This window comes from Nonomuraea sp. NPDC049695 (genome assembly GCF_040674955.1).
Taxonomy (GTDB): Bacteria; Actinomycetota; Actinomycetes; order Streptosporangiales; family Streptosporangiaceae; genus Nonomuraea; species Nonomuraea helvata.
In genome coordinates, this window is the sequence record NZ_JBFANV010000002.1 from 162,343 (window position 1) to 177,044 (window position 14,702).

The following is a 14,702-nucleotide window of genomic DNA, read 5'->3' on the forward strand; positions in this document are numbered from 1 at the left end:
TAGTCCGCCCATGAACGGATCACGACTTGTCGCCACAGGCCACTATCAACCAGCCAAAATCCTGACAAATGAGGACTTGGCGGCGATGGTGGACACCAGCGACGAGTGGATCAGCAAGCGGGTCGGCATCCGTACCAGACATGTGGCCGAGACCGACGAGAGCGTGGCCGACCTGGCCGGGCACGCCGCCGCGAAGGCCCTGGCGGCGAGCGGCCTGGCCGCGTCCGACATCGATCTCCTGCTCATCGCCACCTGCACGCAGACCGAGCGCGCCCCCAACGTCGCCTCCCGCGTGGCCGCCCGGCTCGGCGTGCCGGGCGCGGCGCTCATGGACGTCGGCGTGTCGTGCTCCGGCTTCACCCACGCCCTGGCGCTGGCCGACCAGGCCATCCGTGCGGGGGCGGCCATCAACGCCCTGGTCGTGGGGGCGGACAAGATGACGGCGGTCACCGACTGGACCGATCGGACCACGTGCGTGCTGACCGGCGACGGGGCGGGGGCGGCGGTGGTCAGCGCGGCGGCCGAGGCGGAGATCGGCCCGGTGGTGTGGGGCTCGGCGCCCGAACTCGGCACCGCCGTACGCATCGAGGGCACCCCGACCCGCTTCTCCCAGGACGGCCAGACCGTCTACCGGTGGGCCACGACCCAGCTCCCCGACATCGCCCGCCGGGCGTGCGAGCGCGGCGGCGTACGGCCGGAGGACCTGGCGGCGGTGGTGTTCCACCAGGCGAACCTGCGCATCATCGAGCCCCTCGCGGCCAAGCTGGGCGCGGTCAACGCGATCGTGGCGCGCGACGTCGTGGACTCGGGCAACACCTCGGCCGCGAGCGTGCCGCTGGCCCTGTCGAAGCTGCTGGAACGGGGCGAGGTCCCGAGCGGGGCGCCGATGCTCCTCTTCGGCTTCGGGGGCAACCTGTCCTACGCGGGAATGATCGTACGCTGCCCCTGACGGCGCGCGGCCGGGTCACGCGGCCGGAGCGCGCGGCGTCAGACGAACTTCGACATCCGCGTCCATAGCGTGTGCCAGCCTCTCCAGGACCGGCAACGTCGGTATCGTGCCGCCGGCCTCGAACCGCGCCACCGCTGACTGGGTCATTCCCGCCTCACGTGCCAGATCGTTCTGGCTCCATCCCCGTCCTTCGCGCATCGCCCTGACGGTCTTACCCAGCTCATAGGCAAGGCGTGCGGCTTCATAGGCCTCTGCGTTGATGCTATATAGGCCCCATGCTGTCACGCTTTGCTGTCATTCAATAGCGCATGGTGAAATGTTGGGCTGGTAGAGGCGAGGGTCAGGAGATGCCGGGCGGGGAGGTGGAGTCGCGGATGACGAGCTGGCAGGGCATCTTGTGCACCCCCGGCGTCGCCCTGCCGTCGATGGCCGCGAAGAGGTGCTGGGCGGCGGTCCTGCCCAGCAGTTCAAGGTTCATGTCCACCGTGGTCAGCGCGGGCCGGGTCTCCGTGGAGAGCACCTCCCAGTTGTCGTAGCCCACCACCGCGATGTCGTCCGGCACCCGGCGTCCGCGCTCCCTGGCCGCCTCCACGAAACCGGCCGCGATCTGGTCGCTCCCGCAGAACACCGCGTCGATCTCCGGCTCGGCCATCAGCAGCATCTCGGCCGCGTGCCGCCCCCACCGCTGCGACCACGGCCCCGAGAGCGTCTGCCCGGCCTGCGCCACGCCCCCCTCCTCGAGCGCCTGGCGCAGGCCCTCCTCGCGGTCGCGTGCCGCCTTGTAGTGCGTCGGCCCGGTGATGTGGGCGATCCTGCGGCGGCCCATGGCCAGCAGGTGGTTGACGGCCATGGCCGCCGCGCCCACGTCGTCCGGCACGAACGACACGTCCTCCGGATCCTCCGACGGGCCGTAGGCGTACACCACCGGGATCGGCAGTTCTTTGCTCACCGACGGCCGCGGGTTCGTGCTCTCGCCCACCACGATCAGCCCGTCCACGCGGCGCGACAGCAGCGCCCGTACGTGGTGCTGCTCCCTGATCGCGTCGCCCCGCGCGTCGCAGAGCAGCACGGCCATCTCGCCGGCCCCGAACGCGTCCTCCGCCCCGAGCAGCACGGGGATGCCGAACCGGCCGACGCTGTCGGAGGTCAGCAGGCCGACCGTGCGCGTCTGCCCCGAGATCAGTCCCCTGGCCAGGGCGTTCGGCTGGAAGGAGAGCTCCGCCGCGGCGGCGAGCACGCGCTCGCGCGTCGCCGCCCGCACGTCCTGGCGCCCGTTCAGTGCCTTGGACGCCGTGGCGATCGAGACCCCCGCCAGCGAGGCCACATCGGAGATGGTCGCCCGCTTACTCGCCATGTTTCGAAACCCTTTTCGGTCACCTGTGAACTGCCTAGAACCCTAGCACCCATTGACATGGACTCTTGTTTCTTCTACGTTTCCGAAAACCTTTAAGTCCAGGAGCACATCATGAGACGAAGGCTGGCCGGGATCTCCCTACTCGGCGTGTTAGCGCTCACAGCGGCGGCCTGCGGCAGCGGCGGCGGAGGCGGCGGGGGCGCGAAGCCGTCGGAAGGCCCCGTGACGATCACCATGTGGACCCGCGCCGCCACCCAGGCGCAGAGCGAGCGGCTGGTCCAGGCGTACAACACCAGTCACAAGAACATCCAGGTGAAGCTCACCGTCATTCCTACCGACAACTACCAGCCGCGCATCGCCGCGGCGGCCGGTGCCAAGCAGCTCCCCGACGTGTTCGCGGCCGACGTCATCTTCGTCCCGAACTACACCTCGCAGGGCCTGTTCATGGACATCACGGACAGGATCGCGAAGCTGCCGTTCAAGGACGGCCTCGCGCCCTCGCACATGAAGCTGGGCACGCTCGACGGGAAGCAGTACACGCTTCCGCACACCCTCGACCTGTCGGTCTGGTTCTGGAACAAGGACCTGTACCAGAAGGCCGGGCTCGACCCGGAGAAGGGGCCGAAGTCGCTGAAGGAGTTCGCCCAGCAGGCCACCACGATCCAGGAGAAGCTGGGCAAGGACGGCAAGGTTCACGGTACGTTCTTCGGCGGCAACTGCGGCGGCTGTTACGTGTTCACGTTCTGGCCCTCCGTCTGGGCCGCCGGTGGCCAGGTGATGAACGCCGAGGGCACCCAGTCGCTCAACGACCAGGCCGCGATGACCGATGTGTTCAAGATCTGGCGCGACCTGTACGAGAAGAAGGTCACCGGTCCGACGGCCAAGGAGGAGCAGGGCCCGACCTGGACCGGCTTCTTCCCCAAGGGTGAGATCGGCGTCATGCCGATGCCCTCCACCACGCTCGGCCTGATGCCCAAGGACATGAAGATCGGCGTCACCCCGATCGCGGGTCCCGACGGCGGCGAGTCGACGTTCGTGGGCGGCGACTCCGTGGGCATCTCCGCCACCTCCAAGAACCCCGACGCGGCCTGGGACTTCCTGTCCTGGACGGTCGGCGACGAGGCCCAGGTCGAGGTCATGGCCAAGAACAAGGACGTGCTCGCGCGTACCGACCTGGCCAGCAACAAGTACTCCGCCGAGGACCCGCGCGTGGTGCTGATCAACTCGCTGGTGGCCAAGGGCCAGACGCCGTACGCGCTGCGCTTCGGCCAGACGTTCAACGACCCGCAGGGGCCGTGGCTCCGGATGGCCCGCGAGGCCGTGTTCGGTGACGCCTCGAAGGTTCCCCAGCTCAACGCCGAGATCACGAAGTCGCTGCAGCAATGACCTTGACGATCACGCGATCCGGGCGGCGGCCGGCTCACACCACGCCGTCCGCCCGGTGGCGGAGCAGGAAGGTCCAGGGCTGGCTCTACGCGGCCCCGACGGCCGTCATCGTGGGGGTGCTCTTCATCGCGCCCCTGGCGCTGGTCGTCTGGATGTCGCTCAACCGCTGGCCCCTGCTCGGCCAGGCCACGTTCAACGCCCCCGACAACTACCTGAAGATCGGCGACAACCCCCTCTTCATCGACGCGGTCCTCTTCACGCTGAAGTACACCGCCATCACGACGGTCCTGCTGTCGGCCGTCGCGCTCGGCCTCGCTCTGCTGGTGCAGGACCGCAGGCCGGGCATCGGCTTCTTCAGGACCGCGTTCTTCCTGCCCGGCGCCGTCGGCTTCGCCGCCGCCGGCCTGCTGTTCTACGGGATGCTGAACAACGACTTCGGCCCCATCGACCCCCTGCTCCAGGCGCTGCACATCACCAGCGAGCCGGTCAAGTGGATCGGCACGCCCAACATGGCGCTGTTCTCGACGATCGCGCTGGTGCTGTGGCGCTTCGCCGGATTCAACATGCTCATCCTGCTGACCGGCCTGCAGGCGATCCCGACCGAGGTGTACGAGGCCGCCAGGAGCGACGGCGCGAACCGCTGGCAGGTGTTCACCAAGATCACGCTGCCGCTGCTCCGCCCCACGCTCGCGCTGATGCTGATCCTCAGCGTCACGGGCTCGCTGCTGGCCTTCGACCAGTTCTTCGTCTTCACCAACGGCGGCCCGGACAACAGCACGGTCTCGATGGTCATGGTCGTCTACCGGGACGCGTTCTTCCGCTTCGACCTCGGCGGCGCGGCGGCGCTCTCGGTCGTCCTGCTCGTCGCCCTCGTCGGGCTCAACACGGTGATGATGCGGAGGCTGCGATGAGCCGGTACCTCACGCTGTCCGCCCTGGCGGTGCTGTTCCTGTTCCCGCTGGTGTGGAGCGGCTACGCCTCGCTGGAGGAGCCGTCGAACTACCTGGAGATGGCCCGCTTCGGCGAGGGGCTCGGCACGTACGCGACCAACAGCGTGCTGGTGTCGGTCATGACCGTGGCCGGCACGCTCGTGATCTCCGCGCTCGGTGGCTACGGCTTCGCCCGCTTCGACTTCCCGGGCAAGAACGTGCTGTTCCTGGCCACGCTGGCGATCCTCATGGTGCCGTACGCGACGATCCTGATCCCGCTCTACGTCCTGCTCGGCTACCTGGGGCTGCAGAACTCGCTCGTCGGCCTGTCGCTGGTGTTCGTCATGTTCCAGCTCCCGTTCGCGCTGTTCATGATGCGCAACGCGTTCGAGGCGCTGCCGCGCGAGCTGGAGGAGGCGGCGCTGGTCGACGGGTGCGGCACGTTCAGGGCGTTCGCCAGGATCCTGCTGCACGCCGTGCGGCCCGCGCTGATCACGGTGGGCCTGTTCGCGTTCCTCGCCTCGTGGAACGACTTCTTCGCCCCGTTGATCCTGCTCAACGACGGTTCCTCGTTCACCCTGCCGGTGGCCGTGGTCAGCATGACGCAGCACACGTTCGGCGCGATCGACTACGGCATGCTCCAGGCCGGCGTCATGGTCATGGCCATCCCCTGTCTCATCCTCTTCATCGTGTTGCAGCGCCACTACGTGCGCGGATTCATGTCAGGAGCTCTGCGTGGCTAACCCTGTCCTGCCCTCATCGGGCGTCCTGTCCCCCCTCGGCCTCGACAAGGTACGGCTGAACCCCGGCTTCTGGGGCGACCGGGCCGCGCTCAACAGCGAGGTGACCATCGCCCACTGCGTGGAATGGGAGGAGCGCGAAGGCTGGATACCCAACTTCCGGGGGGTGCGTCCCCGCAGGGGCCGGGAGTTCAGCGACTCGGAGACCTACAAGCTGCTGGAGGCCATGGCCTGGGCCGACCATCCGGGGCTGCCCGCGCTGGCCGAGACCGTGGCCCAGGCGCAGGAGGGCGACGGCTACATCAACACCCGCTGGTCCGGCAGCCGCTACACCGACTTCGAGTGGGGCCACGAGCTCTACTGCTACGGCCACCTCATCCAGGCCGGGGTCGCCCGGCTGCGCATGCACGGCGAGGACCGGCTGACCCAGGTGGCGGTACGGGCCGCCGACCACGTCTGCCGCCGTTTCATGGAGGGCACCGAGACCTGCGGGCACCCCGTGATCGAGATGGCGCTCGTCGAGCTCTACCGCGTCACCGGCACCGAACGCTACCTGGAGATGGCCCGCCGCTTCGTCGAGCGCCGCGGACTGCCCGCGCTCGCCGACATCCCCTTCGGCCGCGCCTACTACCAGGACGACATGCCGGCCAGGCAGGCGCAGGTGTTCCGCGGGCACGCGGTGCGCGCTCTCTACCTGGCCTCCGGCGTGGTCGACGTGGCCGTCGAGACCGGCGACCAGGAGCTGCTGAAGGCGGTCGAGGCGCAGTGGGAGCGCACGATCGCCCGCCGCACGCACCTGACCGGCGGCATGGGCTCGCGCCACATCGACGAGTCGTTCGGCGACGACTATGAGCTGCCGCCGGATCGGGCCTACAACGAGACCTGCGCGAGCATCGCCTCCATCATGCTGGCGCACCGGCTGCTGCTGGCCACCGGTGACGCCCGGTACGCCGACCTGGCCGAGCGGACCATGTACAACATGCTCGCCACGGGGGTGGCGCTGGACGGCAAGTCGTTCTTCTACGCCAACCCGCTGCAGGTGCGGGTGCCCGCGACGCCGCTCGAGGGCGTCAACCACGCCGCCGAGGGCGGGCTCCGCTCGCCCTGGTTCGACGTGTCCTGCTGCCCGCACAACATCGCCCGCACGCTGGCATCGCTGCCCGCCTACCTCGCGACCTCGTCGGCCGACGGCATCCAGATCCACCACCACACGCCGTCGGAGATCCGGCACGACGGGCTGGCGGTGCGGGTGGAGACCGGCTACCCGTGGAACGGCTCGGTGACCGTCCGGGTGCTGGAGGGCGGCGAGGGCCGGATCGGCCTGCGCGTCCCGGCCTGGGCCACGGAGGCCACGCTCGCGCGCGTCCCGGCGTCCTCGCCTGACGCGCCGCTGGAGGAGAGCCCGGCGGTCCGTCCCGTCGATCCCGGTTACGCCTATGTCGAGGGTCCGTGGCGGGCCGGTGACGAGATCCGGCTGGAACTGCCGATGGCGCCCCGGTGGACGTACCCCGACCGGCGGATCGACGCGCTGCGGGGGAGCGCGGCGGTGGAGCGGGGGCCGCTGGTCTACTGCGCGGAGTCGGTGGGCGACGAGCCGCCGCTCGGCGACCTGACCGCGCGGGTCCAGCCGCCCGTGGAGCGCGCGGCGGACGGCGTCGTGGAGCTGGAGGTCGAGGCGTCGCTCGGGTCCGGCGCCCCAGACGGCTGGCCGTACGCGCCCGCTTCCCATGGGCGGGCGAGCGGCACCGACGTCACGCTCCGGCTGGTGCCCTACCACCGGTGGGGGAACCGCGGCCCCGCGACCATGCGGGTCTGGCTACCGATCTAGGAGAGGCAAGTGCGTAAACCGTTGGTGTGCTTGGCTGTGTTAACGCTCACAGCTTCGCTTGCCGCGTCACCCTCGTACGCCGCGCAGGACGGCCTCGGCATGCCGGTGTTCACCGGCGCCGATCCCGTGCCCGCCGAGCCCGTGGCGTACCACCCGCGCAAGATGATGGACGAGATCTACCGGAAGGAGAAGGGCGGCGACTCGTACTGGATCGACCGCATGCTGGCCCGGCCGGGCGACGATCCGGCGGGCACGTGGTTGATGTCGCGCGGGCGGGCGCTGTTCATGAAGGAGCACGATCCGTCGGTCATCGGTTTCGGCGGGTACGTGGCCTATTGGGAGAGCATCGACAACCGCGGCGCGTACGAGATCTCGCTGGGCAGCGAGCTGAAAGAGGACGTGGCCAAGCGGCTGCAGATGCCCAGCCACTGGACCGGCCAGTACGCGGGCGACGGGCTGTCGGTAGGGGTGAAGAAGTTCATCACGCACGAGAACGTGGCCGTGACGACGCTGGAGATCACCAACACCGGCTCTGCCGCGCGTTCGGTGCCGATCACCGTGACCTCGCCCTACACCAGGACAGCGGACGGCGACCGGGAGCTGACCGGCGCGGTGTTCGCCAAGAACCGGCTGACCACGATCTTCCCCCGCCTCAGCGGTGACGGGCTGAAGGTCGCCGACGGCACCCTGAAGGGCTCGGTGACGGTCGAGCCGGGCAAGACCGTCCGGACCAAGGTGCAGATGGGCTTCGTCACCGAGGAGCTGTCCGGGTCGCGGGCCGAGTACGACGGCTACAAGGGGCGCTCGCCGCAGGACGCGCTGCGCCGCCAGCTCCAGGACTACAACGCCTGGTGGGCCGAGAACCTCCCCTACATCGACGTGCCCGACGAGAACATCAAGAAGTTCGTGTACTACCGCTGGTGGCTCATGCGCTTCAACTTCCTCGACGCCGACATCCCCGGGAACGACTTCCAGTTCCCGACCTCGGTCGAGGGGGCGCTGGGCTACAACAACGCGATCGTGCTGACCGTGCCGATGTTCCTGCAGGACCTCAAGTACCTGCGCGACCCGATCTACTCGTACGGACCGTGGGTGTCGGTGGGCGAGGTCTCGCGTAACTCGAAGTACACCGACAACCCGGGCGATCCCGAGAACTGGTCGAACAGCTACACGCAGTACATCTCGGCCTCGGCGCTGGAGAGCTACCAGATCCACGGCGGGCAGCCGTCGATCCTGCGCAACCTCGCCCGCTACGCGGAGAAGGACGTGTACGGCCAGCTCAACGCGTACGACTCCAACAAGAACGGGGTCATCGAGTACGACCGGGAGTACATGACCGGCAACGACGCCGACGCGGTGTCGTTCCACTACTACGGGCGGGCCAACGAGCGGCTCGAAGGCGCGTACGTGTACGCCAACGCGATGGCGGCGGCGCAGGCGTACGAGCTGACGGGCGACTCGGCAAAGGCCGTGGAGATGCGCGGTGTGGCCGACAAGGTCAAGAACGGCATCCTCACGCTGCTCTGGGACGACAAGGACAAGCTGTTCAAGCACCGCGACCTCCAGACGGGCAACCTGATCCCGTGGAAGGAGTCGAACAACTACATCCCGTACGCCACCGGGCTCGTACCGACGGACGACCCGAAGTACCGGGAGGCGCTGCGGCTGTGGACCGACCCCGCGGAGTACCCGATATTTCCGGCGTACACAGCCAACCAGAAGGACAAGGCGGAGGCCGCGGCCGCCGGGAACCCCGGCTCCAACAACTTCTCCCAGATCAACTCCACCCGGAACTTCGCGCTGTTCTCCAAGGCGCTGCGGCAGTACACCTCGCCGTACATCACGGCCGACCAGTACAAGCAGCTCCTGTACTGGAACGCCTGGTCGCAGTACATCGGCGGCGACACCCGCTACCCCGACGCCAACGAGTTCTGGGCCGACTGGGACCCCGCGACCAAGAGCATCGGCTACCGCTCCTGGATCCACCACACGATCCTGGGCAGCAGCAACTGGACGGTCATCGAGGACGTCATGGGCCTGCGCCCGCGTTCGGACGGCAAGGTCGAGCTCTGGCCGGTGGACATCGGCTGGGACCACTTCACCGTCAACGGCATCAACTACCGGGGCAGCGACCTGACCATCGTCTGGGACAAGCCGGGCGACGGGACCAGGCACTACGCCGGGGTGCCCGAGGGGTACTCGATCCTGATCGACGGCAAGCGCAAGGTCACCCTGTCCGGGCTCGCGCACGCCGTGTGGGACCCGGCGACCGGCAAGGTCGAGGGCGGCCAGGTCGTCCACTCGGAGAAGGCCGGGTCGATGAAGGCCCCGGCCCAGGTCAAGCTGACCGGCGACCGCGTCGAGGACCTGTTCCAGAAGGCCGGCGTGGACCTGCGCTCCGACCGCCCCAACCTGGTCAAGTCCGCCACCGCCTCCTTCGGCGACGCGGCGGGCGCGGCCGACGGGTTCACGATCAACGAGCCGTACTGGGGCAGCAAGGGCTCGGGCAAGGAGCAGGACTGGCTGGAGGTGGACCTCGGCTCGGCCCGGCCCGTGGACCTCGTGAAGCTGTACTTCTTCAACGACCGCAAGGCGGCCGGGTACAGCGAGCCCGCGTTCTACCAGCTGCAGTACCAGGACGGCGACACGTGGAAGGACGTGCCGGACCAGGCCAGGAAACCCGTCCATCCCCGCGCCAACCTCAACGAGGTGCGCTTCCCGGCCGTCACGGCGCAGAAGCTGCGGGTGCTGGTCACACACCGGCCCGGGTATGCCACGGGGCTGAAGGAGGTGCAGGTGTACCGGACGGGCGCGGACGCCCGCTCGGTCTCCAACCGGGCCCCGTACGTGGTGACCGTCGTCGATCCCGCCTTCAGCCGCCCCGGCCAGGCCAGGATCGACGCGGTGGCCAAGGACGACGCGCTGCCGTCGGGCAAGCTCACCACCCAGTGGGCCAAGGTCGACGGTCCGGGTGAGGTGTTCTTCACCGATCCGACGGGCACGAGCACGGTCGTCTCGTTCTCCGAGCCGGGCACGTACCGGCTGAGGCTGACCGCCTCGGACGGCGCGAAGAGCACCTCGACGACCGTGACCGTCGCCGCGACGGCTCAGGCCGCGCAGGTGAACGTGGCTCCCAAGGCCACGCCCACCGCCTCCTACACCTCGCCGTGGGAGAAGGTCGCCGCGATCAACGACGGCATCGACCCGCCGCGCTCCAACGACGGGTCCAACCCGCGCTGGGGCACCTGGCCGCAGCAGGGCACGCAGTGGGTGCAGCTCGAATGGCCGTCGCCGGTGCGGTTGAACAAGGCCGACGTGTACTTCTTCGACGACGGCGGCGGCGTGCGCCTGCCCGCCTCGTGGAAGATCCAGCAGTGGGACGGCGACTCGTTCGAGGACGTCACCGGCGTCGCCTCGTACCCCAAGGCGGTCGACGCCTACAACGCCGTCTCGTTCGACACGGTCACGACCTCCAAGCTGCGCGTGCAGCTCGAGGCCGACGGGGCGTCGGTGGGGCTGCTGGAGGTCAAGGCCTACGAGGTCCCGCCGGACTCCGTGCGCCCCGTGCACGTCCCCACCCTGGTCGGCGCGCTGCCCAAGCTGCCGGCCACCGTGGAGACCCTGTACGCGGACGGCGCCCGCAGCTCGGCCGCCGTCACCTGGCAGCAGGTGACGGCCGACCAGGTGAAGACCGGCGGCACCAGCTTCACCGTCGCCGGGCTGGCCGAGGGCGTGCGTCAGCCCGCCCAGGCGACGGTGTACGTCCGCACGACGTCGGCGGTGACGATCACCTCGATCGCGGAGGAGGCGGTCACGACCCGCGCCGGGGTCGCCCCCTCGCTGCCCGGGACCGTCGTGGCGACGTACAACGACGGGTCGAAGGACAGCTCCGTGGCGGTCACCTGGGAGGCGATCAGCCCTGACAAGTACGCCCAGCCAGGGACGTTCACGGTGAGCGGCCAGGTGCCGGGCACGACCGTCGCCGCCAAGGCCACGGTCACGGTGGAGTAGCCCCTCGGCTCCCTGCCCTGGCCTCTGCGGGATCGCGGGCCGGGGCAGGGTCTCCACGCGCGCCGAAACGTTTGGCACGTTTATCCCGATAAAGCGGTCATAATCCTCTTCAACGGGAGGCGTACCTGGCATCGGAAGGGCGGGGCGAGGAGAATGGCTGGGGGATTCGCCGACACCGCCGGTGATGCCGTCGGGGATACGGTCGGGGACGAAGCCTTTGGAGTGACGGCCGTGCGGGCCGCCGCCATCGCCATGGCCGTGCTGTCGCCGCTGCTCATCGTGGTCGCGGTGGCGCTCTGGGCCGGGCTGCCCGACGAGTGGACGCCCGCCAGGACGGTGAGCCCTCAGACGTCCGCAGGTCTGACGTTCCCCGCGGTGGGAGCCTTCCTCCTCTTCCACCGCCCCCGCCTGAACCTGGCGTGGCTCATGTGCGCGGGTGGCCTCGCGGCGGCGATCAGCGACCTCTCGCAGGCGTTGATGTTCCGCGCCGCCGCCGACGGAGAGTTGCTTTTCGCGGGCTATATGCGCCTGCCGGCCCAGCTCGGGTGGGCGGTGTGCGGCGTGACGCTCACGATGGTGCTGCCGCTGTACTCGCCCGACGGCCGCCTGCCCTCTCCTCGCTGGCGGTGGGCCCTGTTGCTGGGCTTCGCCTCGATCACGACCGACTTCCTGCGCGCCGTGCTCCGCGTGCCGCCGGCTCACACGCCGTACCCGCGGGCCATCCCCAACCCGCTGCAGGTTCTCGAGCTCGCGCCGTACGCCGAGACGGTCTCGATGATCGCCTGGACGGGGATCTACGTCTCCATGGCGCTGGCGGCGCTGTCGCTGGCCGTGCGGTTGCGGCGGGCGGACTCCGTCACCAGGCGGCAGATCGGCTGGCCGCTGCTGGCGTTCGCCGGGTACATCCTCTTCCTGATCGTGACCGCGTTCGTGCCCGAGGTCGCGTGGATCGCGATCGGCTGGGCGACGCTCATCCCGGTCGCGACGGCGTTCTCCGTGATGCGCTACCGGCTCTACGGGATCGACACGGTGATCAGCCGGGCCTTCGTGGCCGCCGGGGTGGTGGCCGTGATCAGCGCCGTCTACTTCGGCGCGGGGGCGCTGTCGAGCCTGCTGGTCTCCGGTTACGGCCAGGTGGCCAGCGTCGTCGCCGCGCTGTTCGCCGGCGCGTTCTTCCAGCCGCTGCGGCGCGCCTTGCAGCGGGCCGTGGACCGGCTCCTGTACGGGGCTGTCGGCGACCCCGGCATGCTGGCGGAGCGCCTGACCCAGGCGCTGCGGCGCGGCGACCCGTCCAGGGCGCTGACCTCGGTGGTGAGCGTGCTGCGCGACGGACTGGCGGTCGAGGGCGTGGCCGTGGAGGTGGCCGACGGCGAGCCCCGTTACATCGAGAGCGGCCGGGTGGGCACCGACGTCCGCGAGGTGCCGCTGATCTGGCACGGGGAGCGCGTCGGCCGCCTGCTCGTGGGTCCGCCGGGCCCGCGCCGCTTCCCCGCCGCGCACAACGAGCGGGTGCTGGCCACGCTCACGCCGTACGCGGCGGACGTGGCGCACGCGGTGCGGATGGCCGCGGACCTGCAACGTTCCAGGGAACGCATCCTGACGACCAGGGAGGAGGAGCGCCGCCGCCTGCGCCGCGACCTGCATGACGGGCTCGGCCAGACCCTCTCGGCCATGGCGATGACCATCAACATGGCCAGGCTCAGCCTGAAGAAGTCCCCGGAGGCGGCCGACGAGCTGCTGCGCGAGCTGCACGCGGGCATGGGCGCGGTCACGGGGGACATCCGCGAGCTCGTGTACGGCCTGCGCCCGCCCGCGCTCGACGACCTGGGCCTGGTCCGCGCGGTGGGGGAGCTGGCGGAGCAGTCCTCGCCGCCCGCCGAGGTCGAGGTGGAGGGAGACCTGTCGGAGCTGCCCGCGGCCGTCGAGGTGGCGGTCTACCGGATCGTCCAGGAGGCCCTCACCAACGTCCGGCGGCACGCCCAGGCCGCCACCGCCCGGATCGTCCTGCAGCGGGAGCGGTCGGTGCTGCGCGTGCTGATCGCCGACGACGGCAAGGGCCTGCCCGAGGCGCATCGGGCGGGCGTGGGGCTGGGATCGATGCGCGAGCGCGCGGCGGAGCTGGGCGGGATCTGTGTGGTCAACGGCGAGCCCGGCGCGGGAACGCGCGTGGAGGTCATGCTCCCTCTCCTGACCGCGCGTGAGGTGGCCTGAGACGCGCCTTTGCGGGCAGTTGGCCAGGGGGAGTCGATCCCCGGGGAGGCCGAGATGCGTTCATCGATCCCTTTGGGCCGCATCAAGGGCGTGCAGGTGGGGCTCAACGTCAGCGTGCTGGTGATCGTCGCGATCCTGGTGGTCGGGCTGGCCTACGGGCGCTTCCCCGCGATCTTCCCCGGCCACTCCCTGCCCGTCTACCTGCTGGCCGGGCTGGTGGCGGCCGTGCTGTTCATGGGCTCGCTGCTCGCGCACGAGCTGGCGCACGCGATCATGGCGCGGCGCGAGGGCATCGAGGTGGAGCGGATCACGCTCTGGCTGCTGGGTGGGGTGGCGGAGCTGCGTGGCGAGCCGCGTACGCCAGGCGCGGATCTGCGGATCGCGGTAGTGGGGCCGGCGACGAGCCTGGTCGCCGGGCTGGTGTTCGGGGCGGCGTGGCTGGGCGCGGGGCTGGTCTCGGGCGCGTCGCTGGTGGCGGGGGTGTTCGCGTACCTGGCCGTGGTGAACGTGCTGCTCGCCGTCTTCAACCTGATCCCGGCCGCGCCGCTGGACGGCGGGCGGGTGCTGCGGGCGGTCCTGTGGATGCGCTGGCACGACCGGGCACGGGCGGCGATCACCGCCGCGCGGGCCGGACGCTGGTTCGGGTACGTGCTCATCATCCTGGGATTCCTCCAGGTGGCCACCGGGAGCAGCCTCGACGGGCTGTGGTTCGGGCTGATCGGCCTCTTCCTGGTGAGCGCCGCCACCGCCGAGGAGCAGCAGACCCGGCTCGGCACCGCCCTGCGCGGGATCCGCGTCGTGGACGCGATGACGGCGCAGCCGGTGGTCGCCTCGCCGGAGGAGACCGTGTCCGGGCTCGTCGAGCGGGTGGTGCTGCGGCACCGGCTGTCCACATATCCGCTGGTGGGTGTGGACGGGTCCTTCCAAGGCATGGTGACGCTCAACCGGATCCGCGAGGTGCGGCCGGAGCTGCGCGACACCGTACGGCTCGCGGACATCGCCCGCCCTCCGCAGGACGTGCCGCAGGCCAGGCCCGACGAGCCGCTGACCGACCTGCTGGCCAGGATGCCGGGGCGCGCCGACGGGCGGGCGGTCGTGCTCGATCCGGCCGGACGGCTGGTCGGGCTGCTGACGCCCACGGACATCAGCCGGACGGTCCAGACGGCCGATCTGCGCAGCGCGCTTTCGGGGCCGCGCGGCACGGACCTCGCGCCGCCCTACCACGGCCATCACCGCGACGCCGCCTGAGCGTTCTGCAGTCGCTTGCAGGATCGCCGGTCGCGGGCGGCGGCCC

Annotated in this window: 10 protein-coding genes; 8 read left to right on the plus strand and 2 right to left on the minus strand. The window is 70.1% G+C overall.

The features are described from left to right. The first annotated feature begins 10 nt into the window (after positions 1–10). Positions 11–949, plus strand: a complete 939-nt coding sequence (locus AB0J64_RS02940; protein WP_364019633.1) for a beta-ketoacyl-ACP synthase 3 — start codon at positions 11–13, stop codon at positions 947–949. Positions 950–964: 15 nt separating this feature from the next. On the opposite strand, the gene AB0J64_RS02945 is transcribed toward AB0J64_RS02940, so the two are convergent. Together AB0J64_RS02945 and AB0J64_RS02950 are read right to left on the minus strand one after the other, a co-directional pair. Then, the gene (locus AB0J64_RS02945; RefSeq protein WP_364019635.1) at positions 965–1,234 is read right to left on the minus strand and encodes a helix-turn-helix transcriptional regulator; all 270 of its coding nucleotides are present in this window, start codon (positions 1,232–1,234) and stop codon (positions 965–967) included. A 55-nt stretch (positions 1,235–1,289) separates the two neighbouring features. Next, a complete protein-coding gene (locus AB0J64_RS02950; protein ID WP_364019637.1) occupies positions 1,290–2,303 on the minus strand; it encodes a LacI family DNA-binding transcriptional regulator in 1,014 nt (337 codons plus the stop codon). A gap of 111 nt (positions 2,304–2,414) precedes the next feature. On the opposite strand from AB0J64_RS02950, the gene AB0J64_RS02955 reads away from it, so the two are divergent. The 7 genes from AB0J64_RS02955 to AB0J64_RS02985 all read left to right on the plus strand — a co-directional run bounded on the left by AB0J64_RS02955 (position 2,415) and on the right by AB0J64_RS02985 (position 14,656). After that, positions 2,415–3,689, plus strand: a complete 1,275-nt coding sequence (locus tag AB0J64_RS02955; protein ID WP_364019639.1) for a sugar ABC transporter substrate-binding protein — start codon at positions 2,415–2,417, stop codon at positions 3,687–3,689. Further along, positions 3,686–4,600 (plus strand): sugar ABC transporter permease, encoded by a 915-nt coding sequence (locus AB0J64_RS02960; protein ID WP_364019641.1) that lies wholly within the window; start codon positions 3,686–3,688, stop codon positions 4,598–4,600. Before AB0J64_RS02955 ends, AB0J64_RS02960 begins: the two co-directional genes overlap by 4 nt. After that, positions 4,597–5,361: a carbohydrate ABC transporter permease gene (locus AB0J64_RS02965; protein ID WP_364019643.1), complete on the plus strand. Its 765-nt coding sequence runs from the start codon at positions 4,597–4,599 to the stop codon at positions 5,359–5,361. Before AB0J64_RS02960 ends, AB0J64_RS02965 begins: the two co-directional genes overlap by 4 nt. Continuing rightward, the gene (locus AB0J64_RS02970) at positions 5,354–7,186 is read left to right on the plus strand and encodes a beta-L-arabinofuranosidase domain-containing protein (protein WP_364019645.1); all 1,833 of its coding nucleotides are present in this window, start codon (positions 5,354–5,356) and stop codon (positions 7,184–7,186) included. Before AB0J64_RS02965 ends, AB0J64_RS02970 begins: the two co-directional genes overlap by 8 nt. Before the next feature lie 36 nt (positions 7,187–7,222). Then, positions 7,223–11,197, plus strand: a complete 3,975-nt coding sequence (locus tag AB0J64_RS02975; RefSeq protein WP_364019647.1) for an Ig-like domain-containing protein — start codon at positions 7,223–7,225, stop codon at positions 11,195–11,197. A gap of 153 nt (positions 11,198–11,350) precedes the next feature. Then, entirely contained in the window at positions 11,351–13,408 is a 2,058-nt protein-coding gene (locus AB0J64_RS02980) for a sensor histidine kinase (RefSeq protein WP_364019650.1), read from the plus strand. A 54-nt stretch (positions 13,409–13,462) separates the two neighbouring features. Continuing rightward, positions 13,463–14,656, plus strand: coding sequence for a site-2 protease family protein (locus tag AB0J64_RS02985; RefSeq protein WP_364019653.1), 1,194 nt, complete (start codon positions 13,463–13,465; stop codon positions 14,654–14,656). Positions 14,657–14,702 lie beyond the last annotated feature (46 nt).

What these genes read in the sequence shown, in the direction of transcription:
- AB0J64_RS02950 (WP_364019637.1), bottom strand. Translation starts at nt 2,303, where the DNA reads ATGGCGAGTAAGCGGGCGACCATCTCCGATGTGGCCTCGCTGGCGGGG.
- AB0J64_RS02960 (WP_364019641.1), top strand. Translation starts at nt 3,686, where the DNA reads ATGACCTTGACGATCACGCGATCCGGGCGGCGGCCGGCTCACACCACG.
- AB0J64_RS02940 (WP_364019633.1), top strand. Translation starts at nt 11, where the DNA reads ATGAACGGATCACGACTTGTCGCCACAGGCCACTATCAACCAGCCAAA.
- AB0J64_RS02980 (WP_364019650.1), top strand. Translation starts at nt 11,351, where the DNA reads ATGGCTGGGGGATTCGCCGACACCGCCGGTGATGCCGTCGGGGATACG.
- AB0J64_RS02985 (WP_364019653.1), top strand. Translation starts at nt 13,463, where the DNA reads ATGCGTTCATCGATCCCTTTGGGCCGCATCAAGGGCGTGCAGGTGGGG.
- AB0J64_RS02965 (WP_364019643.1), top strand. Translation starts at nt 4,597, where the DNA reads ATGAGCCGGTACCTCACGCTGTCCGCCCTGGCGGTGCTGTTCCTGTTC.
- AB0J64_RS02955 (WP_364019639.1), top strand. Translation starts at nt 2,415, where the DNA reads ATGAGACGAAGGCTGGCCGGGATCTCCCTACTCGGCGTGTTAGCGCTC.